26 protein-coding genes are annotated in these 24,652 nt (G+C 73.7%); 11 read left to right on the top strand and 15 right to left on the bottom strand.

Annotated elements, in window-relative coordinates; translation table 11 throughout:
• Nucleotides 1-5 precede the first annotated feature (5 nt).
• Nucleotides 6-512 carry an ArsR/SmtB family transcription factor gene (locus GA0070215_RS13410; protein ID WP_244166982.1) on the bottom strand — a complete coding sequence of 169 codons (507 nt, stop codon included), beginning with the start codon at nt 510-512 and terminating at the stop codon, nt 6-8.
• Nucleotides 513-670: 158 nt separating this feature from the next.
• Here GA0070215_RS13410 and GA0070215_RS13415 point away from each other — a divergent pair, with 158 nt between their 5' ends.
• The 8 genes from GA0070215_RS13415 to GA0070215_RS13455 all read left to right on the top strand — a co-directional run bounded on the left by GA0070215_RS13415 (nt 671) and on the right by GA0070215_RS13455 (nt 9,556).
• The gene (locus GA0070215_RS13415; RefSeq protein ID WP_244166983.1) at nt 671-1,492 is read left to right on the top strand and encodes a CDP-alcohol phosphatidyltransferase family protein; all 822 of its coding nucleotides are present in this window, start codon (nt 671-673) and stop codon (nt 1,490-1,492) included.
• On the top strand, nt 1,489-3,192 hold the full coding sequence (locus GA0070215_RS13420) for an alkaline phosphatase family protein (protein WP_091045995.1): 1,704 nt from the start codon (nt 1,489-1,491) through the stop codon (nt 3,190-3,192). Before GA0070215_RS13415 ends, GA0070215_RS13420 begins: the two co-directional genes overlap by 4 nt.
• Nucleotides 3,193-3,205: 13 nt before the next feature.
• On the top strand, nt 3,206-3,961 hold the full coding sequence (locus GA0070215_RS13425; RefSeq protein WP_091045999.1) for an FkbM family methyltransferase: 756 nt from the start codon (nt 3,206-3,208) through the stop codon (nt 3,959-3,961).
• Between the two features lie 286 nt (nt 3,962-4,247).
• Nucleotides 4,248-5,423, top strand: coding sequence for an endonuclease (locus GA0070215_RS13435; RefSeq protein ID WP_091045859.1), 1,176 nt, complete (start codon nt 4,248-4,250; stop codon nt 5,421-5,423).
• Nucleotides 5,424-5,539: 116 nt separating this feature from the next.
• Nucleotides 5,540-6,394, top strand: coding sequence for an aldo/keto reductase (locus GA0070215_RS13440; RefSeq protein WP_091045863.1), 855 nt, complete (start codon nt 5,540-5,542; stop codon nt 6,392-6,394).
• Between the two features lie 109 nt (nt 6,395-6,503).
• Nucleotides 6,504-7,487 (top strand): aldo/keto reductase, encoded by a 984-nt coding sequence (locus GA0070215_RS13445; RefSeq protein WP_091045866.1) that lies wholly within the window; start codon nt 6,504-6,506, stop codon nt 7,485-7,487.
• 204 nt (nt 7,488-7,691) lie between these two features.
• A complete protein-coding gene (locus GA0070215_RS13450) occupies nt 7,692-8,705 on the top strand; it encodes a daunorubicin resistance protein DrrA family ABC transporter ATP-binding protein (protein WP_018786726.1) in 1,014 nt (337 codons plus the stop codon).
• Nucleotides 8,702-9,556 (top strand): ABC transporter permease, encoded by an 855-nt coding sequence (locus tag GA0070215_RS13455; RefSeq protein ID WP_018786727.1) that lies wholly within the window; start codon nt 8,702-8,704, stop codon nt 9,554-9,556. Before GA0070215_RS13450 ends, GA0070215_RS13455 begins: the two co-directional genes overlap by 4 nt.
• 43 nt (nt 9,557-9,599) lie before the next feature.
• Here GA0070215_RS13455 and GA0070215_RS13460 read toward each other — a convergent pair whose 3' ends face one another.
• The 10 genes from GA0070215_RS13460 to GA0070215_RS13505 form a co-directional block, all read right to left on the bottom strand.
• On the bottom strand, nt 9,600-12,932 hold the full coding sequence (locus tag GA0070215_RS13460) for an ATP-binding protein (protein ID WP_091045870.1): 3,333 nt from the start codon (nt 12,930-12,932) through the stop codon (nt 9,600-9,602).
• Between the two features lie 44 nt (nt 12,933-12,976).
• A complete protein-coding gene (locus GA0070215_RS13465) occupies nt 12,977-13,384 on the bottom strand; it encodes a hypothetical protein (protein WP_018786729.1) in 408 nt (135 codons plus the stop codon).
• The gene (locus GA0070215_RS13470) at nt 13,381-13,641 is read right to left on the bottom strand and encodes a class I SAM-dependent methyltransferase (RefSeq protein WP_013284305.1); all 261 of its coding nucleotides are present in this window, start codon (nt 13,639-13,641) and stop codon (nt 13,381-13,383) included. Before GA0070215_RS13470 ends, GA0070215_RS13465 begins: the two co-directional genes overlap by 4 nt.
• A gap of 13 nt (nt 13,642-13,654) precedes the next feature.
• Nucleotides 13,655-14,368 carry a hypothetical protein gene (locus tag GA0070215_RS13475; protein ID WP_018786730.1) on the bottom strand — a complete coding sequence of 238 codons (714 nt, stop codon included), beginning with the start codon at nt 14,366-14,368 and terminating at the stop codon, nt 13,655-13,657.
• A 157-nt stretch (nt 14,369-14,525) separates the two neighbouring features.
• Nucleotides 14,526-14,912 (bottom strand): globin, encoded by a 387-nt coding sequence (locus tag GA0070215_RS13480; RefSeq protein ID WP_244166984.1) that lies wholly within the window; start codon nt 14,910-14,912, stop codon nt 14,526-14,528.
• A 189-nt stretch (nt 14,913-15,101) separates the two neighbouring features.
• Nucleotides 15,102-16,214, bottom strand: a complete 1,113-nt coding sequence (locus tag GA0070215_RS13485) for a hypothetical protein (protein WP_244166985.1) — start codon at nt 16,212-16,214, stop codon at nt 15,102-15,104.
• Entirely contained in the window at nt 16,211-17,560 is a 1,350-nt protein-coding gene (locus tag GA0070215_RS13490) for a hypothetical protein (protein ID WP_091046007.1), read from the bottom strand. The genes GA0070215_RS13485 and GA0070215_RS13490 overlap by 4 nt, the downstream gene beginning before the upstream one ends.
• Nucleotides 17,557-17,862, bottom strand: coding sequence for a DUF6403 family protein (locus GA0070215_RS13495; RefSeq protein ID WP_091045877.1), 306 nt, complete (start codon nt 17,860-17,862; stop codon nt 17,557-17,559). Before GA0070215_RS13495 ends, GA0070215_RS13490 begins: the two co-directional genes overlap by 4 nt.
• A gap of 67 nt (nt 17,863-17,929) precedes the next feature.
• Nucleotides 17,930-18,199 (bottom strand): hypothetical protein, encoded by a 270-nt coding sequence (locus GA0070215_RS13500; protein ID WP_091046012.1) that lies wholly within the window; start codon nt 18,197-18,199, stop codon nt 17,930-17,932.
• A gap of 76 nt (nt 18,200-18,275) precedes the next feature.
• On the bottom strand, nt 18,276-19,568 hold the full coding sequence (locus GA0070215_RS13505) for an AAA family ATPase (RefSeq protein WP_091045880.1): 1,293 nt from the start codon (nt 19,566-19,568) through the stop codon (nt 18,276-18,278).
• Nucleotides 19,569-20,138: 570 nt separating this feature from the next.
• Here GA0070215_RS13505 and GA0070215_RS29055 point away from each other — a divergent pair.
• Nucleotides 20,139-20,282 (top strand): hypothetical protein, encoded by a 144-nt coding sequence (locus GA0070215_RS29055; protein ID WP_244166986.1) that lies wholly within the window; start codon nt 20,139-20,141, stop codon nt 20,280-20,282.
• A gap of 32 nt (nt 20,283-20,314) precedes the next feature.
• On the opposite strand, the gene GA0070215_RS13515 is transcribed toward GA0070215_RS29055, so the two are convergent.
• From GA0070215_RS13515 to GA0070215_RS13530, 4 genes are all read right to left on the bottom strand, one after another.
• Nucleotides 20,315-21,142: an SAM-dependent methyltransferase gene (locus GA0070215_RS13515; RefSeq protein ID WP_091045885.1), complete on the bottom strand. Its 828-nt coding sequence runs from the start codon at nt 21,140-21,142 to the stop codon at nt 20,315-20,317.
• Nucleotides 21,143-21,283: 141 nt separating this feature from the next.
• The gene (locus GA0070215_RS13520) at nt 21,284-21,538 is read right to left on the bottom strand and encodes a hypothetical protein (protein ID WP_018786740.1); all 255 of its coding nucleotides are present in this window, start codon (nt 21,536-21,538) and stop codon (nt 21,284-21,286) included.
• Nucleotides 21,531-21,773: a DivIVA domain-containing protein gene (locus tag GA0070215_RS13525; protein WP_091045890.1), complete on the bottom strand. Its 243-nt coding sequence runs from the start codon at nt 21,771-21,773 to the stop codon at nt 21,531-21,533. The genes GA0070215_RS13520 and GA0070215_RS13525 overlap by 8 nt, the downstream gene beginning before the upstream one ends.
• Nucleotides 21,770-21,991 carry a hypothetical protein gene (locus tag GA0070215_RS13530; protein ID WP_091045894.1) on the bottom strand — a complete coding sequence of 74 codons (222 nt, stop codon included), beginning with the start codon at nt 21,989-21,991 and terminating at the stop codon, nt 21,770-21,772. The genes GA0070215_RS13525 and GA0070215_RS13530 overlap by 4 nt, the downstream gene beginning before the upstream one ends.
• 313 nt (nt 21,992-22,304) lie before the next feature.
• Here GA0070215_RS13530 and GA0070215_RS13535 point away from each other — a divergent pair, with 313 nt between their 5' ends.
• Together GA0070215_RS13535 and GA0070215_RS13540 are read left to right on the top strand one after the other, a co-directional pair.
• A complete protein-coding gene (locus GA0070215_RS13535; RefSeq protein ID WP_091045898.1) occupies nt 22,305-23,741 on the top strand; it encodes a helix-turn-helix domain-containing protein in 1,437 nt (478 codons plus the stop codon).
• Nucleotides 23,738-24,637 carry an aminoglycoside phosphotransferase family protein gene (locus GA0070215_RS13540; RefSeq protein ID WP_026268215.1) on the top strand — a complete coding sequence of 300 codons (900 nt, stop codon included), beginning with the start codon at nt 23,738-23,740 and terminating at the stop codon, nt 24,635-24,637. Before GA0070215_RS13535 ends, GA0070215_RS13540 begins: the two co-directional genes overlap by 4 nt.
• The last annotated feature ends 15 nt before the right edge of the window (nt 24,638-24,652 follow it).

The raw sequence follows: 24,652 nt of genomic DNA on the forward strand, positions 1-24,652 counted from the left end.
CCGGGTCAGCGGCGGGCGGCGGTGAGGATGGCCAGCAGCGGCACCACCCGCTCGGGCGGTATGTCGTAGTGCCCGCGGGCGCCGCTGCGCAGCCAGCCGGCGGCGGCGAGCTGCCGCAGGTGGTGGTGGAGCTGGCCGGTGGTGCCGATCCCGTCGAGGCCGGCCAGGTCGGCGGTGCCGTGCCGCCCGCCGAGGATCTCCCGCAGCAGCCGTAGCCGTACCGGATGCGCCAGCGCCGAGAGCGTGCCGGCCAGTGCGGACCAGTCGTCGTCGAGCAGGTCGTCGACTGTGGCGCCGTACTGCCAGTCGTAGTGCCGGTCCCCGGTGTCGACGGTCCCGGTGTAGAGCAACGCGCCGGTGCCGTCGGCGGGGATGCGCTGCTTCAGGCCGTCGAGCGCCCAGAAGACGTCCTCCGGTGTGACCCCGGTCTCCGGGCGGGCCCCGACCCGCTCGCCGACGAGCCCTGCCACCTGCGCCTCCAGGGCCGCCAGCCGTTCCTCCACGCTTGCCACGACAGCCAGAGTACGCAAGTTCGTACTTACGTACAAACGGACAAACGCGCGGAGCTGCCGATTCCGTGACTTCTGCTGGCGCGTTTCCGGCATCAGAACGAACCGTTCGGGCATGTTCTCCGTACACAGGTGTGGTTCGTGACGTCTACCTCGGAGGCATGGTGTCCGCACTTCGAACTGATCCATTCGCGGGGGCGATTCTCCAGGTCGGCGTACTGGCGGCCCTGGCCGGCACGGTCGGGCTGAGCGCGTACGGCTGGCTTGCCGGTCTGCTCTTCGGGGTGGTGACGGTCGCGGCACTCCGCTACGCACTGTGCCGCTCGGGCGCGGACCGGCTCGGGCCGGCCGACTGGGTGACGCTCACCCGGGCGACGCTGACCGGTGGGGTGTTCGCGTTGACGGTCGACTCGTTCCGCGAGCCGACCGTGGTGCCGGTGCTGGTCGTGCTGAGTGCCGTGGCACTCTCCCTCGACTGGGTCGACGGGCAGGTGGCCCGGCGTACCGGCACGGCGAGCGCGCTGGGCGCCCGGTTCGACATGGAGGTCGACTCCTTCCTCGTCCTGGTCCTCTGCGGGTACGTCGCCGACCAGGTGGGCGCGTGGGTGCTGGTGGTCGGCGCGATGCGGTACGTCTTCGTCGCCGCCGGCTGGGTGCTGCCGTGGATGCGCGGCTCGCTGCCACCGCGCTACTGGCGCAAGGTGGTGGCCGCCACGCAGGGCATCGCGCTGGCGGTGGTGGCGGCGGGTGTCCTGCCCCGCCTGCCGGCCGTCGCGGTGCTCCTCGGCGCGCTCGCGCTGCTGGTCGAGTCGTTCGGCCGTGACGTCGGCTGGCTGTGGCGGCACCGCGCCCGGCCGGCTCCGCGCCCGGTGGCGCTCCCGGCCGCGCCGGTCTCCCCGGCACCGGCGCTCCACCGGTCCGAGTGGACGCCGGGCGTGCGGATCACGCGCCAGCCCGCCGAGGCCGGCGGGCGGCGCCGGTGACCGACCTGCCTCGCCGAGCGGACGGCGACGACATCCCGCACGGCACCACGAACAACGGCACGACGACCGACGACATCGTGGCGGCCGGCGGACGGCGGTTCCGGCGGGTGCTCGCCGGGACGCTCACCGTGCTGGCCGCCGCGCTCGTGCTGGTGGCACTGGTCGCGCCGAGCGACGTCAACGAGTTCACCCCCCGCGCGTTCCTGCGCATCCCGGTGGAAGGGCTGATCGCCGTCGCCCTGCTGCTGGTCCTGCCGGCACGTCCGCGCCACGTGGTGGCCACGACCCTCGGCGCGCTGCTCGGTCTGGTCCTCGTCCTCAAGGTCGCCGACCTGGGGTTCTCGCTGGTCCTGGACCGCCCCTTCGACCTGATCGCCGACTGGACGTTCCTCGGCTCGGGCGCGGAGTTCCTGTCCGAGTCGTACGGTCGCGCCGCCGAGGTGGGCGCGGTGGCGCTGGCGGTGGTCGCCGCTCTCGCCGTACCGCTGCTGGTGACGCTGTCGGTGCGGCGGCTGACCCGGGTCGTGGTCGCCCGCCGGGTGGTGACCGCGCGCGCGACCACCGCGTTCGCGGCCGTCTGGGTGGTCTGCGCCGTGCTCGGCGCGCAGATCGTGCCGGGCGTTCCGGTCGCCGCCGGCACGGTGGCGACCGGTCTCTACGACCGGGCCCGGCAGGTACGGGCCGGCCTCAACGACCAGGAGACCCTGAACACGCAGCTCGCCGGCGACCCGTTCCAGAACGCGCCGGGCGAGGAGTTGCTGACCGCGCTGCGCGGCAAGGACGTGCTGTTCACGTTCGTGGAGAGCTACGGACGGGTCGCGCTGGAGGATCCGGACCTCGCGCCGGAGGTGGACGCGGTCCTCGACGAGGGGACCCGGCAGTTGCGGGCGGCCGGCTACGGCAGCCGCAGCGCGTTCCTCACCTCGTCCACCACCGGCGGCGGGAGCTGGCTCGCGCACGCCACGCTGATGAGCGGCGTATGGGCGGACAACCAGTTGCGCTACACCAACCTGGTGCGCAGCGACCGCCTGACCCTCAACGGCGCGTTCAAGCGGGCCGGGTGGCGAACCTCGCTGGTCATGCCGGCGCTCACCCGGGCGTGGCCGGAGGCCGACTTCTTCTCCCCCGACCAGGTGTACGGCGCGAAGGAACTCGGCTACCGGGGACCGCTGTTCAGCTTCTCCTCCCCGCCGGACCAGTACACGCTGTCGGCGTTCCAGCGTCTCGAACGCGGACCCGGTCACGCCCCGGTGATGGCCGAGATCCCGCTGCTGTCCAGCCACCTGCCGTGGACGCCGGTACCACCGCTGGTCGACTGGGACGACATCGGTGACGGCTCGGTGTACCAGGGGACGGCACGCGCCGACCGCGCGGCGGAGGGCACCCGGGAGGCGTACCGGCGGGCGGTCGTCTACTCGCTGCGCACGCTCATCTCCTACGTGCAGCGGTACGGCGACGAGAACCTGGTGCTCGTCTTCCTCGGCGACCACCAGCCGGCCCGCGCGGTCACCGGTGAGGGCGCCGGCAGGGACGTGCCGATCACCGTCGTCGCGAAGGACCCGGCGGTGCTCGACCGCATCGCCGGATGGGGCTGGCAGGACGGCCTCAACCCCGACCCGCAGGCCCCGGTCTGGCCGATGGAGTCGTTCCGCGACCGGTTCCTGAACGCGTTCGGGCCGAAGTCCACCACTCACAGTTAGGGATGTCGTGACGATGCTCGCTCGGGCCTGGGGGATCACCCGTTCCCTGGCCGTCTACCACGGTCAGCCGGCCAAGCATCGGCGTGCCCGGCAGCTCTACGGGCAGTTCCTCTCCCCCGGCGACCTCGGCTTCGACATCGGCGCCCACGTCGGCGGCCGGGTGCGTACCTGGCGGCGGCTGGGCGCGCGCGTGGTAGCGGTGGAGCCGCAGCCGGACTGCCTGCGGGTGCTGCGCCTGGGCTTCGGGCGGGACGCCGACGTGATGATCGAGCCGACTGCCGTCGGGGCGCGGTCCGGGAGCGCCCGGCTGGAACTGTCGAGCGCGACGCCGACGGTCTCCACCATGTCGTCCTCGTGGATCGAGTCGGTCACCGCCGATCCGAGCTTCGCGGGCGTCCGGTGGGACCGGTCGGTCGAGGTGCCGGTGGTGACGCTGGACGACCTGATCGCGCGGCACGGCGTACCGGCGTTCTGCAAGGTCGACGTCGAGGGCTTCGAGGTCGACGTGCTGGCCGGGCTCAGCTGTCCGGTGCGCGGGCTGTCCTTCGAGTACCTGCCGCCCGCGCACGACGCCGCGCTGGCCGCACTGGACCTGGTCGAACGGCTCGGCGCGACGGCGGGCGGCTACCGCTACAACTACTCGCCGGTGGAGACCATGCGGTTCGCGAGTGACAGGTGGCTGGACGCGGCCGAGCTGGTGCGCCTGCTGGAGACGTACCGCCCGGCCGGTCGTTCCGGCGACGTCTACGCCCGGCTGGCAGCCTCCTGAGCGACGCCGCGACGCCGGTCACCGCACCCGGCCGGCACGAGCATCTGCTGACCGTGTGCCTGCAGCACGGTTTCGCCCCGGCCCGGGTCGGCCCCGCGCGCGACCCGGAGTTCCTGTTCGGTCTGCTCCTGGCCGGAGGCGCGGTCGCCGGCGCGCCCGACGAACAGGGCGGGCCGGCACTCCTCGCCGGCCCGGCCGTGGCCGGTGCGGTTCGGAGCCGGCCGGGACGAAAAGTTGGCCCGGTGACCTCCCGCAGTTCACCGAATTCCGACTAGCATCGCTGATCATGAATATGAAGCACGTCACCCGCTCGCGACCCGGGCGGTTGATCGCGGCGGTTGCGCTCGCCGTCGCGGTCGGGATCCCGCTCGGCGTGACCGGCGCCGCGTCGGCCGCGACCACACTGACCGTGGCGCAGGCGCTCGCCGCCCAGGACGGCCGGACGGCCACCGTCACCGGCTACGTCATCGGCCAGCCCACCGCCACCACCACGGTGCTCACCTCCGGCTTCACCGCCGACACCGCGATCGCCATCGCCGACCAGGCCGGCGAGACCGGCACCGCCCGGATGCTGTACGTGCAGGTGACGGCCGCCTGGCGGAGCACCTTCGGGCTGCTCACCAACCCGTCGCTGCGCGGGCGGCAGGTCACCGCGACCGGCACGCTCACCGCGTACTTCAGCCACGGCGGGCTGAAGAACCCCACCGCGATGAGCCTCGGCGGCGGCGCCACGCCGAGCCCCACGCCGACCCCGAGCCCGTCCGGCACCGCCGTGCCGGACACGTACTACGCGGCCGCTGCCGGCCGGACCGGGCCGACGCTGCGCACCGCGCTGCACGGCATCATCAAGGTGCAGACGAAACTCAGCTACGACCAGGTGTGGGACGCGCTCAAGGACACCGACCAGGATCCGGCCAACCCGGCCAACGTGATCCTGCTCTACAGCGGACGCTCGCAGAGCAAGACCAGCAACGGTGGCGGTGTGAACGACTGGAACCGCGAGCACGTCTGGGCCAAGTCGCACGGCGACTTCGGCACCGCCACCGGCCCCGGCACCGACGTGCACCACCTGCGGCCGGAGGACGTGTCGGTCAACTCGTCGCGCGGCAACAAGGACTTCGACGCGGGCGGCGGCGCGGTGGCCGAGGCACCCGGCTGTTACACCGACGCCGACTCGTTCGAGCCGCGCGACGCGGTGAAGGGCGACGTGGCCCGCATGATTTTCTACATGGCGATCCGGTACGAGGGCGGCGACGGCTGGCCGGACCTGGAACTGAACGACTCGGTCTCCAACGGCTCCGCGCCCCGGCTCGGGCGGCTGTCGAAGCTGCTGGCCTGGAACGACCAGGACCCGCCGGACGCCTTCGAGAAGCGCCGCAACCAGCGCATCTACGAGCGCTGGCAGGGCAACCGGAACCCGTTCGTCGACCACCCCGAGTGGGCGCGCTCGATCTGGAGTTGACGCTCGTCCCCGATGTGAGGAAGCGTGGCGAGCGGGTAGAGACACCCGGTTGGTAGGGCCGGGGGCAGTCGGCACGGACGCGCCCCCGGCACCGCACGATCGGAGATGAGGCTCTCATGGCCCAGAACGGCATTCCGGACATCGCACTCAACGACGGCAACACCATCCCGCAGCTCGGCTTCGGTGTCTTCCAGATCGAGCCGAAGGACACCGCCCGGGCGGTCGGCACCGCGCTGGAGGTCGGCTACCGGCACATCGACACCGCCCAGATGTACGGCAACGAGGCCGAGGTGGGTCAGGCGCTGCGCGCCTCCGGGCTGGACCGCGGCGAGGTCTTCGTCACCAGCAAGCTGAACAACGGTTTCCACCGCCCGGACGACGCACGCAAGGCGTTCGAGCAGACGCTGCGGGAACTGAAGTTCGACTACCTCGACCTGTTCCTGATCCACTGGCCGCTGCCCACCCGCTACGACGGCGACTTCGTCTCCACCTGGAAGATCCTGGAGGAGCTGCGTGACGCGGGCACGGTCCGGTCGATCGGCGTGTCCAACTTCCAGGTCGGGCACCTGGAGCGGCTGGCCGCCGAGGCGGACGTGGTGCCGGCGGTCAACCAGATCGAGGCGCACCCCTACCTCGGCAACGAGGAGGTGCGGGCGTACGACAGGGCGCACGGCATCGTCACCGAGGCGTGGTCGCCGATCGCGCAGGGCAAGGTGCTCGACGATCCGACCGTCGTCGACGTGGCCGAGCAGGTCGGCCGGACCCCGGCCCAGGTGGTGCTGCGCTGGCACGTGCAGCGCGGCGACATCGTCTTCCCGAAGTCGACCACGCCGAAGCGGATCGAGGAGAACTTCGCGATCTTCGACTTCACACTCGACGACACCACGATGGAGCGGCTCACCTCGCTGGACCGGGGTGAGGCCGGACGGACGGGCCCGCACCCGGACGAGTTCGACTACATCCCGAGCTGAGCGCCTCATCCGTCGGCGGGGCCCCGGGAGACCGGGGCCCCGCTCTCTGTTGACTTCGCGCGCACTCGAAGGGGCAGGGTGAGCGGCAAAGCCCGACACGGAGGAAGACATGCGATACCGCACCATCGGCACGGACCCGGCCACCCGGCGCGAGGTCAGCGTGCTCAGCCTCGGCGCGATGCTGTTCGGCACCGCCACCGACGAGGCCACCTCGTTCGCCATCCTCGACCGGTACGTCGAGGCGGGCGGCACCTTCATCGACACCTCGGACAACTATGCCTTCTGGCACAACGGGGGCCAGGGTGGCGAGAGCGAGGAGCTGCTCGGCCGCTGGCGGCGCAGCCGCGGGATCGGCGGCGAGGTGGTCATCGCAACGAAGCTCGGTGCCCGTCCGCTCGCGCCCGGCACCAGCTACGTCGACAACCCGGAAGGGCTGTCGGCGAAGGTGATCCGCGAGTCCGCCGAGCGCAGCCGGGAGCGCCTCGGGGTCGAGCGGATCGACCTGCTCTACGCCCACATCGAGGACCGGACGATCCCGCTGCGGGAGACCGTGGAGGGCTTCGCCGAGCTGGTCGCCGAGGGCACGGTCGGGTTGCTGGGCGCCAGCAACCACCGCGCCTGGCGGGTCGAGCGGGCCCGCGCGCTCGCTGCCGGGGCCGGCCTGCCCGGGTACGAGGTGCTCCAGTACCACCGCAGCTACCTGCCCCGGCGCCTGGACGTGCCGAGTGAGCTGGACCCGGACGGCGACGTCGGCTGGGTCGGCCCCGACCTGCTCAGCTACCTGCGCACGGAGCCGCAGCTCACGCTGGTCGCGTACTCGCCGCTGCTGAAGGGCGCGTACGTCCGGCCGGAGCGGCTCGGCGAGGCGTACGTGCTGCCCGCCACTCCGGCCCGGCTGGCGGCGTTGCGGGCGGTGGCCGCCGAGACCGGCGCCACCGTGAACCAGGTGGTGCTGGCCTGGCTGATGGGCGGGGAGCAGCCGTCCATCCCACTCGTCGGCTTCTCCTCGGTGGCGCAACTGGAGGAGAGCCTGGCCGCCGTCGACCTGGAGCTGACCGCCGAGCAGCGGACCCGGCTGGACTCGGCACGCTGACCGGTGCCGGGCCGGGTGGCCGACACGCCACCCGGCCCGTGCAGGTCGACGGAATCGCCACCGCCAGATCGGATCTGGCGGGCCGTCTGGCGCCTTCGGGGTGAGGCCGGCACACCACCACAGCTTGCCGGCCTCGTTGAAACAGGCGATCGGTCTGGCGGCACGCCGCCTGTCGAGGACATCGACGACGAGAGGTAGCGATTCATGAGCAACCGGAACACCGGCCTGGCCGTCGAGGCCGAGGGCCTGGTCCGGTCCTTCGGTTCGACCCGGGCACTCGACGGGCTGGACCTGCGGGTTCCCGCCGGCACCGTGTACGGCGTACTGGGCCCGAACGGCGCCGGGAAGACCACCGCCGTACGGGTGCTGGCGACGCTGTTGCGCCCGGACGGCGGCACGGCCCGGGTCTTCGGGCACGACGTGGTGCGTGACGCCGACGCGGTGCGCTCCCGGGTGAGCCTGACCGGCCAGTACGCCTCGCTGGACGAGGACCTGACCGGGGCGGAGAACCTGGTCCTGCTGGGCCGGCTGCTCGGGCTGGGCCGGGTAGCCGCCCGGGACCGGGCCGAGCAGCTGCTCGCCGCGTTCGGGCTGACCGAGGCGGCGGGACGGCAGGTGAAGAAGTACTCCGGCGGGATGCGGCGGCGCATCGACATCGCGGCGAGCATCCTCAACACCCCGGACCTGTTGTTCCTCGACGAGCCGACCACCGGGCTGGACCCGCGCAGTCGCAACCAGGTGTGGGCGATCGTGCGGGCGGTGGTGGCGTACGGCACGACGGTGCTGCTGACCACGCAGTACCTGGACGAGGCGGACCAGCTCGCCGGCCGGATCGCTGTGGTCGACCACGGCCGGGTGATCGCGGAGGGCACCCCGGGCGAGTTGAAGGCGTCGATCGGCGCGGGCAGCGTCCACATCCGGCTGCGCGATCCGGAGCAGCGGCCGCAGGCCGAGCAGGTGCTGCGGGCGTCGCTGGGCGTACCGGTGCAGCTCGCCGCGGACCCGGCGGCACTGACCGCGCGCGTCGGCGAGCACGGCACCGACCTGGAGGCCGGTACGCAGGCGGCGCGGGCGCTCGGCGAGCTGGCCGCCGCCGGCATCGTGGTGGACGACTTCTCCCTCGGCCAGCCCAGCCTGGACGAGGTCTTCCTGGCCCTGACCGACCACCCGGCCGTCCCGGCGGACGAGCGGGACGACGAACTGGAGGCGGCGCGATGAGCGACACCGCGATCACCACCGGGCGGGCGCCGTCCGTCTACATGCCGTCCGCCGAGGCGCTGGCCACTGTGCTCGCCCCGGCGGAGCGGCCGACCCGGCCCAGCGCGCTGTCGGCGTCGCTGACGTTCGGCTGGCGTGCGCTGCTGAAGATCAAGCACGTGCCGGAGCAGCTGTTCGACGTGACCGCGTTCCCGATCATCATGGTGCTGATGTTCACGTACCTGTTCGGTGGCGCGCTCGCCGACAGCCCGCGTGCGTACCTCCAGTTCTTCCTGCCCGGCATCATGGTCACGAGCGTCGTGATGATCACCATGTACACCGGGGTCGGGCTGAACAGCGACATCGAGAAGGGCGTCTTCGACCGGATCCGCACGCTGCCGGTCTGGCGGCCGGCGGCGCTCGTCGGGATGATCTTCGGTGACGTGCTGCGCTACGTCCTGGCCGCCGTGGTCATCCTCACCGTGGGTGTGGTGCTCGGCTTCCGTCCCGACGGTGGGCTGTTCGGGGTGCTGGCCGGGATCGGCCTGCTGGTGGTCTTCTCGTTCGCGTTCTCCTGGGTGTGGACGTTCTTCGGTCTGGTGCTGCGCAGTGAGAAGTCGGTGATGGGGACCAGCATGATGGTGCTGTTCCCGCTGACGTTCCTGAGCAACGTGTTCGTCGACCCGTCCACCATGCCCGGCTGGCTGCAGGCGTTCGTCAAGGTCAACCCGATCACCCAGCTCGTCACCTCGGTCCGCGCGGCGATGGCCGGCTCGATGGACGGCCCGAGCACCATGTGGATGCTGCTCTGGAGCGCCCTCTTCGTGGTCGTGTTCGGCACGCTGACCATGTACCGCTACAACCGGCGCTGACGTGACACGGTGGCGGGGCCGCGCGGCCCCGCCACCTCGCCGGTCAGAGCCGCCAGGGCACCGGCTCGGCCGGCCGGTAGCGGCAGGCGCCGCCGGTGGTGACCGACTCGCGCAGGTGGGCGGCGAGCGCCGGATGCCGCTCGTCGATGCGGCGCAGGGTGTCGCGGATCCGCCCGGTCACCGCCTTGCGTGCCCGTTCCGCCTGGTCGCCGAGACGCCGGCTGCGCCCGGCCAGGCCGGCGGCGGCCCGCAACTGGTCGAGCAGCGCCGCGCGCTCGGCGTCCAGCTCGGCCAGCCGCCGCCCGTCGTCACGCACCGCCGCCCGGTCGATCTCGTCGTCGAGCCGCCGCAGGCGCCGGCGGTAGCGGGCCTTCGCCTCGTCGTCGAGCACCGGATCGGCGCCGAGGCGGCGCGCGGCGACGAGTTCCGGGCCGGCCGCCGGGTCGAGCAGCTCGACGGCGGGCACGTCCGTGCCGGGCCGGCTCAGCAGCAGCCGCAGGTCGTGCAGCCCTTTGGCGTCGGGCAGGTGCACCACGACGCCGTCGTACGCGAGGCGCCACACCGGCCCGTCCCGCCGGAACTCCGGCCGGACCACGTCCGCACCTGCCACGCCGAGGTCCGGCGGCCGCGCGTTCCCGTGGACCACACCCGCGCGGGACAGACCCGACGCGGCGCGGCGGCCCGCCGGCGACGACGCGGTGACCAGAGCCGGAGCGCCCGCGCCGAGCCGGACCGCCACCGGCGCGACCAGGGCGGACGCCGCCGCCGGGGCGGGATCCGTCGCGCCCAGCCGGTCCACCACCTGAAGCATGCCCAGCGTCCGCGCCTCGACCACCGTCTCGGCCCGCAGCCGCCACGCCTCGGCCGCGTCACCCGGCCCGTCGCGTCCGGCGAGCGCGCCCACCAGCCCGGCCCGCGCCAGCACCGACCAGGGCCGGGCGCCCAGGCGGTCCGCGGCCTCCCCGGCCGCCGTGTAACAGTCGATCGCGTCGTCCCACCGGCCCTCGGCCGCCTCCACCACGGCCAGCCACAGGTCGACCGGGCCGCCGATGTCGCAGCCGAACAACGCCGCCGTCCACTGCCCGCGGTGCGGGGTCAGGTCGGCCCGCACCGCCGCGCACCGCGCCGGGTCGCCGTCCACCGCCGCCGCCTGCGCCCGCAGGCGCAGCCACAACGGCGACACCGACCGGGGGTACGCGGTGCCCGCGGCCTCGATCGCGGCGGTGAGCCGCAGCACCGTGGCCGCGTCGCCGCGCTCGGCCGCGGTGATCGCCCGGAGCAGCTCGGCCTGCGGGTGCCCGGTGCCCACCCGGTCGAGCACCGCCTCGGCCTCGGCGAGACGGCCGTACAGCAGCAGAATCGACCAGCGCAGGTGGTGCGTCATGAACGCGTGGTCGGAGTGCCCCGGCTCGCGGTAGCTCTCCGCCTCGGCGAAGCCCGCCTCGGCGGCGGCGAGGTCGCCCTGGAAGGCGGCGATGATGGCGGTGTCCGCGATCGCCGCCACCCGCTGCCGGGCCACGTCGCCGCGTTGCGCGCCGGTCACGAACGCGGCCAGCTCGTGCCGGTAGCCCGGATCGCCCAGCTCCAGCAACGCGACCCAGCGCAGCGCCGTGGCCCACAGCTCGGTCTCCCGGTCGCCGCCGCGGCGGGCCACCTCGCGGATCTCGGCGGTGACCACGGCTCGCTCCTGCGCGGTGCCGAGCCCCCAGGTGGTGTCGTGGCGGGCCCACAGGCTGAAGGTGAGCGCCTCGTCGTCGCGGCCGTGCCGGGCGAGCGTCTCGGTGGCCGTGATCAGGTCGGTGACCAGCGCGCGTACCGGCCGCTCCGGGTCCGGTTCCGCGATCAACCGCCGGTACGCCTCGCGGACCAGCTCGGTGGCGTCGAGCCGGCGGCGGGTGGCGGAGTGCTGCCGGTGCGCGATCAGCGCCACCCGGGTCAGCGCGCCGGGATCGGGCAGCTCCCGGGCCAGCGCGGCGGCCTCGGCCAGCAGCCGCTCGACCTCGGCGGGCGGGCCGGCGTGGTGCAGCAGCCCGGCCAGTTCCAGCAGCACCCGGACCCGCCGGCCGGGCTGGCCGGTCAGTTCCAGCGCGCGCCGGTAGTGGCGTACCGACTCGTCCACGGCGATCCGGCCCCCGGCGTCGCGGGCGGCGGCCAGCAGCAGGTCACCGGCGCGTTCCGGCTCCAGCTCGGCGCCGGCCAGCCAGGCGTGCCGGGCCAGGTGGGCCGGGCTGAGCGCGCCGGCGAGCGAGTCCGACCGGTCGACGGCCCGGACCACAGCCGCGTGCCGGGCCCGCCGTTCGTCCTCGGCGAGCCCGTCGTAGAGCGTCTCGCGAACCAGGTCGTGCACGAAGACGAAGCGACCGCCGTCGCGGGGCAGCACCAGCCGGGCCGCGGCGGCGCGGCCGAGCAGCCGGTCGACCTGCGCGACCGGAGCGGGTACGCAGGCGGCGAGCGTCCCTGCGTCGAACTCGCGGCCGAGCACCGCGGCCACCGTGAGCGCCTCGACCACTCCGGCGGGCAGTTGGTCGAGCCGGCGGCGCACCACCTCCCGTACGCCGGGAGCGACGGTGTCGGTGAGGCCGTGGGTGTGCCACAGCCGGGCGGTCTGCTCCACGAAGAACGGGTTCCCGCCGGTGCGCCGGTGCACCTCGTCGACCAGGCTCGCGGCGGGCTCCCGGCCGGCGGTACGGGCCATCAGTGCGGCCACCTCGGCGCGATCGAGCCCGGCGAGCGTGACGGTGGTGGCCTTGGCGGTGAGCGGCAGCAGCCACGGCCGTAGCGGGTGCTCGACGGATTCGACTTCGGCGTCCCGGTAGGTGCCGATCAGCAGCAGCCGCTCGAACCACGCGTGCTGGGTGACGAACTGGAGCAGCCGCAGCGACGCCGGGTCGGCCCAGTGCAGGTCGTCGAGGACCACGGTGACCGGCCGGTGCTGGGCGACGGCGACCAGGGCGGCGGTCACCGCGTCGTGCCTGTCGAACTCGGCCCGCCCGGCGTCACCCGGCTCGGCCGCGTCATCCGGCTCGATCGTGCCGCCCGCCGGGTGCTCGCCCAGCAGTGCGGCCAGGCCGGCACCGGCCGCTTCCCGCACCCCCGGCGGGTCGTCGGCGGACCGGGCCAGCCGCCGCAACACCTGCACCCAGGGCCAGTAGTCGGGGGCGGTGTCGGAGTCCCAGCAGGCGGCGCCGAGCACCAGTGCTCCGCCGCGGCGGGCCTCGTCGGCGGCGGCCGAGACCAGCGTGGTCTTGCCGATACCCGGCTCGCCGGTGACCAGGACGAGACCGCCGTGGCTGTCGACCAGCCGGGCCACCTCGGCGCGCAGCAGCGCGGCGGGATGCTCCCGCCCGATGATGTGTTCGCCGAACCGCGGCTCCATGACCTCACGACGCTAGTCGAAGGGTCCGACAAACAGGGGGGCGTTCAGAGTCGCGCGTCGGTGACGACGTGCGCGCACGCCGGGCAGGCGGCCGGCCCCTGCTCGGCGAACCATCGGCAGGTACGCCGGATCGCGCACTTCGGCAGCGTCTCCTCCGCGGGCGCTGCGGTCTCGGCGTACGAGGCGGCCATCCGGGCGCCCAGCCCGCAGTGCGATCCGGTCCAGAAGCCGCAGGACGAGGTGACGCACGGGCCGGCGAGCCGGGCGCGCGACTCGATCGGCCCGTCGGAGCCGCCGAGCCCGGCGAGCGCCACCTCGGCCGGTACGGCCGGGGTCACGTAGGCCACCCGGCCCGCCGGAGTGATCATGCCGAGGAACACAGTGGCGTTCGACGCCGGGGTGCTCGGGCACATCCGCTCCGGCGTGCCGGCCGGCCGGGTGGTGTCGGTCACCGCTGGATCCAGAACCCGATGTCGTTGATCTTCTGGCCGAGGTCCTGGGCGAACGGGCCGTCGATGACCCAGAGGCCGTACCACTCGGGGCGCAGCTTGATGTTGCCGTGGCCGACGGTCAGCGGGTTGGTCAGCTTGGCGTCGGCGGTACGCAGCGCGGCCAGGCCGGCCTTCTGGATCTCCGCGGCGATCAGGGTCTGCTGCTCGGGGCTCAGGTCGACACCGTCGACCACGAAGCGGAACTCGTTGCGGGCCATGTGCTTCCTCCGGTCACTCGTACGATTCGGTGCCCAGCCCGCGACGCAGGCTGGTGCGGGTGAAGGCCGCCCAGCCGGCGTGCGAGGCGGCGTCGGTGCGGTGCCCGGCGCGGGCGAGCACCCGGGCGGCGTGCTCCGCCCAACGGCCGGCGGTCGCCGCCGCGTCGCCCCACAGTTCGCGGCAGGCCGCGACCGCGAAGGCGACCTGTTCGGCCGCGCCGGTGAACCCGGCGGGTCCGTCCGCGACCCGGATCGTGCCGTCCGGGCGGACCCGCACGCTCGGGAAGTGGTGGTGCAGGCTGGCCAGCGTGGCCAGGTGGGTGGCGTCCCGCCGGCCGGCGGCGAAGCCGGCGTGCAGCTCGTCGTCGCGGCGGTGCCGGATGGCGTGCAGGACCAGCGCGTCGCCGGCCGCCTCGATCCGGGCGACGACCTGCACCGGCACGCTCCAGGCCGACGGCGAGTTCGCCGACCAGAACGCCAGCCAGGCGGCGAGCCGGGCGTGGAAGTCGCCCTGGACGGCGATCGGGAGCGCGGACCCGTCGGGCGCGCGCAGCGCGGCGGCGGCGATGCGGTCCCGGGTGACGAGCGGGGTCGCGGGGCGGCTCGGAGCGGCCGCCGCGGCACCGGTGGTGGAGGCGACGGCCAGGCCGGTCACGGTGACCGCCGAGGCCGCCGCCGCGCCGGCGAGCAGTCGCCGACGGTCGAGCGGTTGTCCGTTGTCGTTCATCGTCGGCCCTTCGTCGACGGCAGTGGCCCGACGGTATCGACCGGATGCGATCAGAAAAACACTCTGTGTGACGGGAGGCCGACAGGAAAGCCGGGGATACCCGGCGGCGTGAACGACGGTTCCTGTGCCCGGTTCACGCAACACCCGGGGTGGACGGTCAGCCCCGGAGCAACCCGGCCACGGCCCGTTGCGCGTGCACGACAGTCGCCGCGGGCAGGTCGAGCGACCAGAGCGCGGCGGCCAGGTAGTCCAGGACGCGCCAGCACTGCTCCCCGGTCAGCGTCGACCGCAGTGGTCCACCGAGGACCGGCCCGGCGTCCCCTGGCCCGTCGTCCGGGCCCTGCCGCATCCCGCGCAGCGCCGCGTCCAGCCGGGCGGCGAGCAGCGCGGCGAGCCACCGGCGGTCCACCCCGATCAGGTAAGGCGCCAGCTCCGCGTCGGCCGCGATCAGCCGCAACCAGCGGTGCACAGCCGCGCGCACGGCGACCGGGCCGAGCCGGTCGGCAGGCTCGCGGGGACAGGTCACCAGCTCCGTGGTCCGCACGACCAGGGGTACGGATGATCGAGCCCGGTCAGTTCACCGCACGGTTGACTGCTACACCATCAACATGGCCCGGTGCGGGTCCAGACGCACGAGATCGGCCACCTCCTCGAGGTCTTCACCGGCAGCTGGCCGGCCGCCTCGGTGGTGGGCGCCCAGCGCTGACAACGCCGTGACGACGGGGTCGGCGGATCACCGCCGGCCCCGTCCGCGCGCCCGGCCCCTCCCCGCCGCACCGGCCGCCGCCTTGCCGGGCTTCCCGGCCGCAGCCTTGTCCGGCCGCCCCGTCGCCGGCCTGCCGGACTTCCCGGCTCCCGTCCTGTCCGGCCTCCCGCCGCCCGCCCGGTCCGCGCCCCGGCCGGACGCCGCGTCGTCGGCGAGATCCGCCGCGCGGCCGCTCAGCTCCTCGACCCGCTCCCGGAGCCGGCGCAGCGCCCCGGCGTCGCCGTCCACCTCGGACACCTCGTCGAGCAAACCGACGTAGTCGGCGGCCAGCCGCCGGTACGCCGGTGCGACCGGCCCGGCGCGCCCGTCCAGGTCGATGATCTGCTGGGCGAGGACAGCTGTGGCGGCACCGAGCGCGGCCCGCTCGTCGGCGCGCGCGTCCCGCCCGGCCCGCCGCGCGTCGGCCAGCCGACCGGCCCGCCGCCCACCGAACCAGAGCACCGCCGCGCCGGCCACGACCCCGGCCACCGCGCCGCCGGCCAGCAGATAGCGGGGCAACGACGGGCTGATGGTACGAGCCCCGTCCGGCACCAGACCGGCCCGCACCAGCCGGTCGTAGTTGAGCACGATCACCTTCAGCGCCTCGACCGGCCGGTCCACGAACGCGTCGGCGCCCCGGCCGATCGTGGTCTCGACGACCACGGCCCGGCCGAGGTCACGCGGGCCGTCGCCGCCCAGGCGGGAGCAGCCGTACGTGTCCCAGTCCTCGCCGTCGCGGCTCATCGCCAGCACCAGCGTGCCCCGCGTGGCGCGCTCGGTGTCGTCGCACGCCTCCCGCAGGTCGGCGCCCGGCTCCATGATCAGCACCACCAGCCGCCGGTTGCCGACGACCCGCTCGGCGGCGGCCCGGTCCAGGTCCACGCCGGGCGCCGCGTAGACCGAGGAGCCGCGTACCTGCCGGGCCACCGGCCCGTCCAGGACGCCGCCGGTCCACAGCGCCCAGCCGGCCAGCGCCAGGCAGGCGAGCACCGCCCGGCCGAACGCGGTGCCGACCAGGCGGCCGAACAGCCGGCCCGGGCCGGTCGCCGCCACGCCACGACGGGCCGCCGCCCGATCGGGACGGGTCGCGACGCGGCTCACGACAGCCTCGCCCGCAGGTAGACGTCCGGCCGGTAGCCGGGCATCCGCACGTCCCGGGCCACGTCGTCCAGCTCGGCCGCCGCGTCGGCGAGCAGTTCGCGTACGTGCCGGTCCGGCAGCCCGTCGTCGAAGGCGTCCCGGGCCGCCCGCAACCGGCCCACGCCCCGGACCAACGCCGGGTCGCTGCGCCCGTCGGTGAGCAGCGACAACTCCACCGCCAGCGCGGAGAGCCCGGCCAGCCGGGCCGGCGTGCCACCGGGACCGACGTCGGCCGGACGGCGGCCGGACCCCCGCACGGTACGGATCGACAGCACCACGAAACCCGCCACGCACCCGGCGAAGATCCAGGGCAGCGCCGGCAACGCCACCCGCAGCGGGTCGAACGGCCGGTACGGCAGCGGGCGGTCGAACAGCCCCGCGTACCGCACGTCGGTGACCTGGGCCAGATACGCGCCGAGCACGTTCTGCTGGGGATAGGCGTAACGGCCGAGCCGCCCGCCGAACTGGGCGTAGAAGCTCGCGGCGGCGACCTCGGCGAACGACGCCGCGCCCGGACCGTGGTACTCGATCCAGTCGCCGTACATCACCACCAGCGGCTGATCCGGGGCGAGCCGGTGCAGCGCCGGCCCGTACGCGGGCAGCGGCTCCCCGTACGGCTGGACGGGCAGCACCACGAACCAGGCGCCGTCCGGGAACGCGGCGACCGCCGCCTTCTCCGGCAGCCGGGGCAGCGTGGCGCCGGTGCCCACGTACCGGCCGGTGGCGCGCAGCGCGGTGACCACCGGGGCCAGCTCCGGGACGGTCGGTTCCCGCCACCGCAGGTCGTCGCCGTCCGGCGGGACCGGCTGGTCGTGCAGCGTCGCCAGCAGCGTGAGCAGCGGGCCGGTCACGTCGGCGGTGGCGAACCGGGCCCGCCAGCCCGGCAGGTCGTCCGGGGAGGCCCCGTACGGGCCACCGCTGACCTCGGTGCCGACGATCCGGATCTCGGCGCTCTCCACGTCCCTCACCCGCCGGCGTTCGGCCTCGTCCAGACCGGGCGGGGCGACCAGGATGCGGGTAGCCCGGTCACCGATGGCGGCCCGGACCCGTCGCTCGTCCCAGCGCGCGACAGCGCCCGGCAGCCGGACCACCGGATCGGCCGCGACCAGCGCGGTCATCTCCTCGACCGAGGGCACGCTCGCGTCGCTCAACTCCCCGGCCGAGCCCTCCGGCAGCGCGGCGGTCGACGGGGATCGCCCGTAGCTGACCTCCACGCTCTGCCGCTGCGCCACCAGGAACACCACGAGCACCGCCGCCGCGGCGGCCAGCAGCGACCAGCGCAGCAGCTCCCGGCGTACCCTCGTCATCGCCCGGCCCGCCACAGCCCGTCGGCGCGGCGGGCGTGCTCAGCCGCCGCGCGGGCCGCGTCGGCGCCGCCGCCCGCGGCGGCGAGCAGCTCGGCGCGGGCCAGCAGACGCTCGGCCTCCGGCACCGCCGCCGGGGACGCGTCCCGGCTGACCGTGGCGTCGTGGATCGCCGCCCGCGCCGACGACCAGGCGACCCGCCGGCCCTCGGCCCGGGCACGGCGCCGGGGCAACGACACGGCGAGGAAGCCGGCGGCCACCGCCATCGCACCCCCGCCCAGCCACTGCAGCACGCTCGCGGTCATGATCTCTGTCTAACGCACCGCCGCCAGCCCCGCGCACCGAGGGCGGCGGCGTACCACCGGCCCGCACCTACGACGACGAGTAGCCCTCGTTGAAGCCCTCCATGAACCCGCCCGCGAACCCGGAGACGACACATCCGGCGCAGCACAGGATCACCAGCAGCGCCGGTACCATGACCCACAGGACGATCGCCCACCTGCCCGTCCCCTCGCTCGGCTGCTCCACGAACGCCGGCGGCGGATAGTACGGCTGCTGCGGGTACGGCTGGTGCTGGTACGGCTGCTGCGGGTACGGCTGCTGTTGGTACGGATCCTGCTGATAGGGATCGTGAGGGTGCATCCGGCCATCGTGCCCACCGGCCGGGACCACCGGAAGATCCGAACGGTCCGCCGACCATGCCGCCACGGCCCTCTCGTCACGCCCGGTGGGCATCGAGGTGGGTCAGCACCGTCTGGTTGGCCTCCCAGCCGTCCGGGAACTTCACCGGCACGTCCAGGTGCACCCGCTCGGTCGACGGATAGGCGTCGAGCAGCTCACCGATCCCGGCCCGCGCCACCACCACGCAGGCGTGCCGGTGCCGCGAAGCCAGCACGCACAGCCGCCCCGACTCCAGGTGGAACGCGGTGGCGTCACGTCGCCCGGAGAGCGGGTGCAGCACGACCGTCACGTCGTACTCCCGGCCCTGGAGCCGGTTGGCGGTGTCCACCGTGATGCCCGCCCCGGCCGCGCCCAGCCGGGACCGGATGGCCGCGACCTGGTCGCGGTGCGCGGCCCCGACGGCGATCCGGTCCGCGGTGACCGGCGCACCGCCGGGCGCGGCCTCGCTCACCGCGACCGCGCCGCGCCGCAGCACCCGCAGCGCCAGCTCCGCGCAGGCCGTGGCCGCTTCTCCATCGGTACGCACGGTGTGCCGGGCGGGCAGCTCGTGCAAGGCCCAGCCGGTGGCGGCGGCCAGTTCGACCGAGGCGTCGTAGGCGTCACCCACGCCGGGCTCGGTGAACGTCAGCGCCCGGTCCGCCGGCCCGGTACCGGCGCGGAACCCGGTGAACGGGTAGAACGCGGCGGACACCACCGGGGCGGCCGAGTCGGGCAGCCGCCACGACACCGGCAGCCGGTGCACCGGCAGCTCCGGGTTGTGCCGCAGCAGCGTGGCCACCGCCGACTGCATCGGATCCCAGGTCAGCCCGGTCCAGCGGAACGTCTCCACGGTGCTGAACGGATCGAGCTGACCGGGGTCTCCGACGAACAGGGCCCGCTCGAACCGTGCCGCCACGCGCAGCAGCGCATCGGCGCGCATCTGGTACGCCTCGTCCACGATCGCCCACGGCCAGCTCCCCTCGGTGACAGTGGCCCACTTGGCCGCCGTACCGATGGTGACCGCCGGGCCACCCAGGTCGGCGACCTTCGCCGCGACCCGGACCGCCGGGTGGCCGGTGACCCGCTCGGTGGGCCGGTAGTCGGTGGCGGAGAGCCGCCCGACGCGCAACTCCGGCGCCCTGCGGCCGAGCCGGTCGATGAGGTCGTCCACCTGCTCGTTTGTCTGCGCCACGATCATCAGCGGGTCACCGGTCGCGGCGGTCTCGACCGCGGCACGGACGACGAGGGTCGACTTCCCGGCGCCGGGAGGCGAGTCCACGACGACGCCGCGGTGCGTGCCGTCGCGCAGATCCCGCAGCACCCGCTGGATCACCTGCTCCGCTTCGTGCAAGGAAGGGCCCCCTTTTAACGTCTCCGGTAGAGGCGGGGCCCCTTCTTAACACGCCCCCGGGCAGGACCGCGCGGCGACGCCAGGCAGATCACCACCCATCGATCACCTTGCGCCCGGCTGCCACACTCCCGGCCAGGGACGACGGGGGAATCGCAGGCGGGACGACGGACCTTCACCGGCTGCTGCCCTGGGCGGAGATCGAACACCTGGTCCTGTACCAGCCGCCTCCGGTGCTGGCCGGCAAGCGGATGCCGTCGCCGTTGCCGCTGCTCGTGCCCGCACCCGGGTCGACGCTCGACCGCCCGCTGACCCACCGCAGCCCGTTGGACGACCGGCCCTGCCTGCTCCTGCTCGAACTGCACGACGTCCGGGAGAAGACGGACCAGGTGGCCGACGCCCTCGCCCGGTACGGCGGCAGCCGTTTCACCGACCATCGCCAGCTCGTCCGGCAGCGTTTCGACTCAGCCCAGTTCCCGATCGAAGCGCGCGGATACGACCGGACTGCCGTCGATGCCCTCGCGCAGAAGGGCCGGGAGGCGCTGCGGTCGGAGGATTTCCTGGGGCGCCTGAGTGCGAAGGCAGAGGTGGAACTCGCCCCTGGCCGAGTTGCCGCTCGTCGCGCACGATTACGACCGCCTCCGGGTCGACGCGTTCCTGCGGGACCTGCCCGCCGCGTCGGGACGGCCCGAGAAGGGCGAGGAGGAGCCCGGCTGAGGTGTCCGCACCCACCTACGGTCTCGTACCGCCTAGGGTTTGCGGGCGAGCAGGCCGACGAAGGTGTGGTAGGTGTCGGTCTGCTGCGGGGCGGGGGCGTCCGGGTCCGGACGCCACTCGGCCAGCGGCACCAGGCCCGGCTCCAGCAGCGTCAGCCCGTCGGCGAACGCGAGAATCTCCTCATCGGTACGCCAGCGGCCGGTGCCGAGCGACTCGTTGAACACCCGCTCGACCTCGCGGGCCTTGCGGGAGCCCTCCGGATCCCGCTCTCCCGGGTCACGGAAGTGCGAGATCGCGACGTAACTGCCGGACGGCATCGCATCGATCAGCGCCGCCGCGACCGATCGCGGGTCCTCGTCGTCGCCGAGGTGGTGCAGGATCGCGAACAGCAGCAGCCCGATCGGGCGGTCGAAGTCGAGGAACCGGCGCACGTCCGGGTCGTTGAGGATCTCCTCCGGTTCCCGCACGTCGGCCTGGATCACCGTCGCGGTGCCCTCCGCGGCGAGCAGCGCCCGCCCGTGCGCCAGGACGATCGGGTCGTTGTCCACGTACACCACCCGGGCGGCCGGGTTGTGCTCGACGGCGACCTCGTGCACGTTGCCCTGGGTCGGCAGCCCCGACCCGACGTCGAGGAACTGGTCGATGCCCGCCTCGGTCACGAGGTGACGGATCACCCGGCGCAGGAACGCCCGGTTCGCCTGACCGGCGGCCGGTCCGTCCGGCGTGATCCGCAGCGCGTGCTCGGCGACCCTCCGGTCGACCTCGAAGTTGTCCTTGCCGCCCAGGAAGTAGTCGTAGACCCGGGCCACGCTGGGAACGGTGACGTCGATTCCGGGCGGTGCGGCCTTGTCTCGGGTCACAGGCTTCTCCAGAGTCCGTGGGCGGTTCCGGGTGTTTTCGGGGGAGTGTAGCGACCGTACGGTGTGGATCGTCGCCCTGCTTGGAACCGCTCCCATCGGACCGGCCCGTCACCCGGACGCTCATCGACCGACACGCCGAAGTCATCGTGGCTCCGTCGCCCCGCACGACCCGCCGTGACCATCCCGATGGCCGCAGCGCCCGCCGCCGGGCAGCCGTACGTCACACCAGACCCGGTACCGCAGGTGCTGGGCGTCCTCCTCGCTGAGCGTCGTCTCGCCGAAGTCGACTGCGTCCAGGTGCCCGAGCGACCGGGCGAGCGCGGCGGCCAGTTCGGCGGCGACGTCCCGGCAGGTCAGCGTGGTCGGCAGGTGAATGATCCAGCGCGGCTCAGTCATCGTGGCCGCGTCGCCGGCAGCCGTTGTGGCGGGACTGCCACTGGCGCAGCGCCTGGCGGACCCGCTCCGACTCGGTGCGCGCAGTGGTCAGCTCCCGGTGCAGCCGGTCCATCTCGTCGGCGACCCGGCGCAGGTAGTCGTGCACCTGCGCCGGGTCCAGCCCGCGCCAGCGGGTGTCGAACACGGCGCTGCGCACCTGGTACGCCTGCACCCGCTCCCTGGTCACCCAGATCACGGGACCACCACCACGGCCCCGTCGGGCAGCCCGGCCGCGGCGGGCGTCGCCCTCCCCCACCGGGCCAGCCGGCAGGGGTACGGGACGCGCTCGCTGCGGCACAGCGGCCCCTGCGGCCAGTGCTCGGGCACGTGTACGCGCACGGCCAGCGCGGCGACGAGCAGCTCCTCGTCGGTGACCGGGGTGTGGACGGGGAAGTCGGCGAGTACGGCGGACATCGGCAGGCACCTCCGGGGTCGGGTCTGGTGAAGTGGCGCCGGGGCGGGCGGGGTCGGCGGGAGCCCGCGATCGGGGGACGCGGTGCCGCCGGAGCCCGGCACCCGCCCCGGGCCATGCGCCGACCTTCAGTCCTTCTCGGCAGGAAGTGCATGCCCCGATGATCGTGGCCGGCATGCACACGCCGCATACGCTCGGTCATCGCCACGGAACACCGGGCGATATGCACGGTGCGTATACCGGGCCGCTCCGGCAAGGGTTGAATGGCTAGGCTCGACTTCGGACACAGGTTCTCCGCGAACGGCGAGGTTGCCGGTGACACCTGCGAACTGCCCCCGCTGCGGCGGCCGCCTGGCGCGCGACAACGACACGGGACGCTGCGCGCCCTGCCAGGCCGCCGAACGCGACCGCCTCAGCACGCCGCCCGCCGTACCCGACTCGTTCTGGGACCATGAACCGGTACGGACGGCGCTGGTGCGGCGGCATCTCGGGCAGGTGATCCGGGCGTACCGGCACCACCCGTACCACGGGCGGAGCCCGCTGCCGCAGAGCATCGTCGCGGGGTGGCTGGGGATCACGCAGGCGCAGTTGAGCCGGATCGAGAACGGGCCAGCCCTGGTGCATCTCGATCGGCTGGCGCACTGGGCGACAGTGCTCCGCGTCCCGCCGAGGTCTCTCTGGTTTGCAGTCGGTCCAGGCTTCCCGGCCGGTGCTCCGGCCGACGGGATCCGCGCGACACCGGACCTGGGCCGGCGAACCCTCCTGGCCGGCATCGCAGCGGTGTCGGCCGGAGCCGGGCTGGTCGGGGGCGCTGAGCAGCCCCGGCCCCGTTGTCTCGGCAGCGCGGACGTTTCTCGGCTGAACGCGATCCTGGAGCTCTACCGGTCGGTCGACTACGAATGCGGTGGTGGCCTGCTCTATCGCGAGGTCGCGCGGTTCGCGGAGTCGGTGTACAGAATGCTCGACTGGTCGCACGCGCCCGGGCTGACACCCCGCCTGGTCGCGGCGGTCGCGGCGGCGCGTCAGTTGGCCGGCTGGACCGCGCTGGACGCCGGCCGGCACGCGGACGCTCAGCGGCATTTCGCCGCTGGCGAGCGGGCCGCGATGTCCGCTGACGATGCCCCGCTGGCCGCCCTGATCCGCTACTCGCAGGCCAAGCAGCTACAACACCTTCGGCACAACGAGGATGCTCTGGCCGCGCTGAGGCTGGCCCACTCAGAGTTGGGCTCGCGGGCAACCCCGGCGGTGCGGGCGCTGCTCTGGGGCGCGGAGGCCGCCTCGACAGCCGCACTCGGCGACCACCGGAGCGCCCTGACCCTCCTCGGTCGGGCGACTGATCAGTTCGAACGTGTGGATCCCGAGCGTGAGCCGACCTGGATGGCCTTCTACGACCGTGGCGAACTGCTAGCCCAGTACGGTCGCGTCTACCGCGACATGGCCCGGCAGGCCGGAACGCACGCGACACAGGCGGTGCGCAGCGTCGAAGAGGCGATCGTCGCCTTCGGCCCGGCGAACGTCCGCAGCATGGTCCTGAACGAGGTCGGCTTGTGCAGCGCGCTCTTCCTCACCGATGAGCCCGAGCGGGCGGTCGCTGTCGGCATGCGCGTGGTCGAGAAGTCTCGTGCGTTGAGTTCCCGTCGAGTGGTCGATCGAGTGGTCAATCTGCGCCGTGATCTCGGCCGGCACCGCCACCTTCCCGTCGTTGCCGGATTCGAACGGACGCTCACCGTACGAGCTGCGGCCACGGTATGAGCGGGCGGTTCTCGGAAGAGGCGATGACCCGAGCAATGCGGGAGATCGCCAGCGGACTTGAGGCGTCGACCGAGGATGCCCGCCTCCTGCGGCTGACCAACAACGCCGTGTTCGCGTTGCCCGCATCCGGGCTCGTCATCCGGATCGCACGAACGCACCGACTTCGGGACCGGGTGCAGAAGGTCGTTCGACTGGCGCAATGGTTCGCCCAACTGGGGGCGCCCACGATCCGGCTGGCGCCTGGCGTGACGCAGCCGGTTGCGGTCGGTGACTTGGCGGCCTCGGTGTGGACCTATGTGCCACCCACCGCCCCTGCTCCGACGGTGGATGACCTCGGCTCGGCGCTGCGGCGGTTTCATGCGCTCGAACCCCCACTCTTCCCGCTGGCAAGCTGGGATCCGATCGGGGACGCGCGCCGACGCCTGGCGGATGCCGACGGGTTGAGCGCAGAGGACCACGACTACCTGGCCGCGTGGTGCGACCGCTTGGAGCCGCGGGTAGCCGACCTCAACCAACGCGTCGAGCAGTCGCTCATCCACGGGGACGCGCACGTCGGCAACCTGCTCCGGGATGCTTTGGGCGGCATCCTGCTCTGCGACTTCGACGCTACCTGTCTCGGGCCCTGGCAGGTGGACCTGGCAGCGGTTGCCGTGGGCGAGGCCCGCTTCGGGACCAGTGGGTCGCATCGTGCGCTCGCCGAAGCCTACGGGTACGACGTGACGTCCGACCGCGACTGGCCGCTTCTACGGGAAGCGCGCGAGCTCAAGATGATCGCTGCCGCCACGCCGCTTCTCGCGAGTTCGGCGAGCGTGGCGGCCGAATTCGCCAACCGAATGACGTCGGTCGCACAGGGCGACCACGGTCGACGTTGGAAACCGTTCGCTGATCTCGTCTGAGAGTCCCCGGACGGG

It is taken from the genome of Micromonospora marina (assembly GCF_900091565.1).
Lineage (GTDB): Bacteria > Actinomycetota > Actinomycetes > Mycobacteriales > Micromonosporaceae > Micromonospora > Micromonospora marina.

Coding starts and splice junctions, on each gene's coding strand:
- GA0070215_RS13520 (WP_018786740.1), bottom strand. CDS start 21,538: ATGACTGAGCCGCGCTGGATCATTCACCTGCCGACCACGCTGACCTGC.
- GA0070215_RS13475 (WP_018786730.1), bottom strand. CDS start 14,368: ATGAACGACAACGGACAACCGCTCGACCGTCGGCGACTGCTCGCCGGC.
- GA0070215_RS13495 (WP_091045877.1), bottom strand. CDS start 17,862: ATGACCGCGAGCGTGCTGCAGTGGCTGGGCGGGGGTGCGATGGCGGTG.
- GA0070215_RS13490 (WP_091046007.1), bottom strand. CDS start 17,560: ATGACGAGGGTACGCCGGGAGCTGCTGCGCTGGTCGCTGCTGGCCGCC.
- GA0070215_RS13460 (WP_091045870.1), bottom strand. CDS start 12,932: ATGGAGCCGCGGTTCGGCGAACACATCATCGGGCGGGAGCATCCCGCC.
- GA0070215_RS13470 (WP_013284305.1), bottom strand. CDS start 13,641: ATGGCCCGCAACGAGTTCCGCTTCGTGGTCGACGGTGTCGACCTGAGC.
- GA0070215_RS13435 (WP_091045859.1), top strand. CDS start 4,248: ATGAATATGAAGCACGTCACCCGCTCGCGACCCGGGCGGTTGATCGCG.
- GA0070215_RS13450 (WP_018786726.1), top strand. CDS start 7,692: ATGAGCAACCGGAACACCGGCCTGGCCGTCGAGGCCGAGGGCCTGGTC.
- GA0070215_RS13440 (WP_091045863.1), top strand. CDS start 5,540: ATGGCCCAGAACGGCATTCCGGACATCGCACTCAACGACGGCAACACC.
- GA0070215_RS13425 (WP_091045999.1), top strand. CDS start 3,206: ATGCTCGCTCGGGCCTGGGGGATCACCCGTTCCCTGGCCGTCTACCAC.
- GA0070215_RS13540 (WP_026268215.1), top strand. CDS start 23,738: ATGAGCGGGCGGTTCTCGGAAGAGGCGATGACCCGAGCAATGCGGGAG.
- GA0070215_RS13530 (WP_091045894.1), bottom strand. CDS start 21,991: ATGTCCGCCGTACTCGCCGACTTCCCCGTCCACACCCCGGTCACCGAC.
- GA0070215_RS13455 (WP_018786727.1), top strand. CDS start 8,702: ATGAGCGACACCGCGATCACCACCGGGCGGGCGCCGTCCGTCTACATG.
- GA0070215_RS13445 (WP_091045866.1), top strand. CDS start 6,504: ATGCGATACCGCACCATCGGCACGGACCCGGCCACCCGGCGCGAGGTC.
- GA0070215_RS13500 (WP_091046012.1), bottom strand. CDS start 18,199: ATGCACCCTCACGATCCCTATCAGCAGGATCCGTACCAACAGCAGCCG.
- GA0070215_RS13415 (WP_244166983.1), top strand. CDS start 671: ATGGTGTCCGCACTTCGAACTGATCCATTCGCGGGGGCGATTCTCCAG.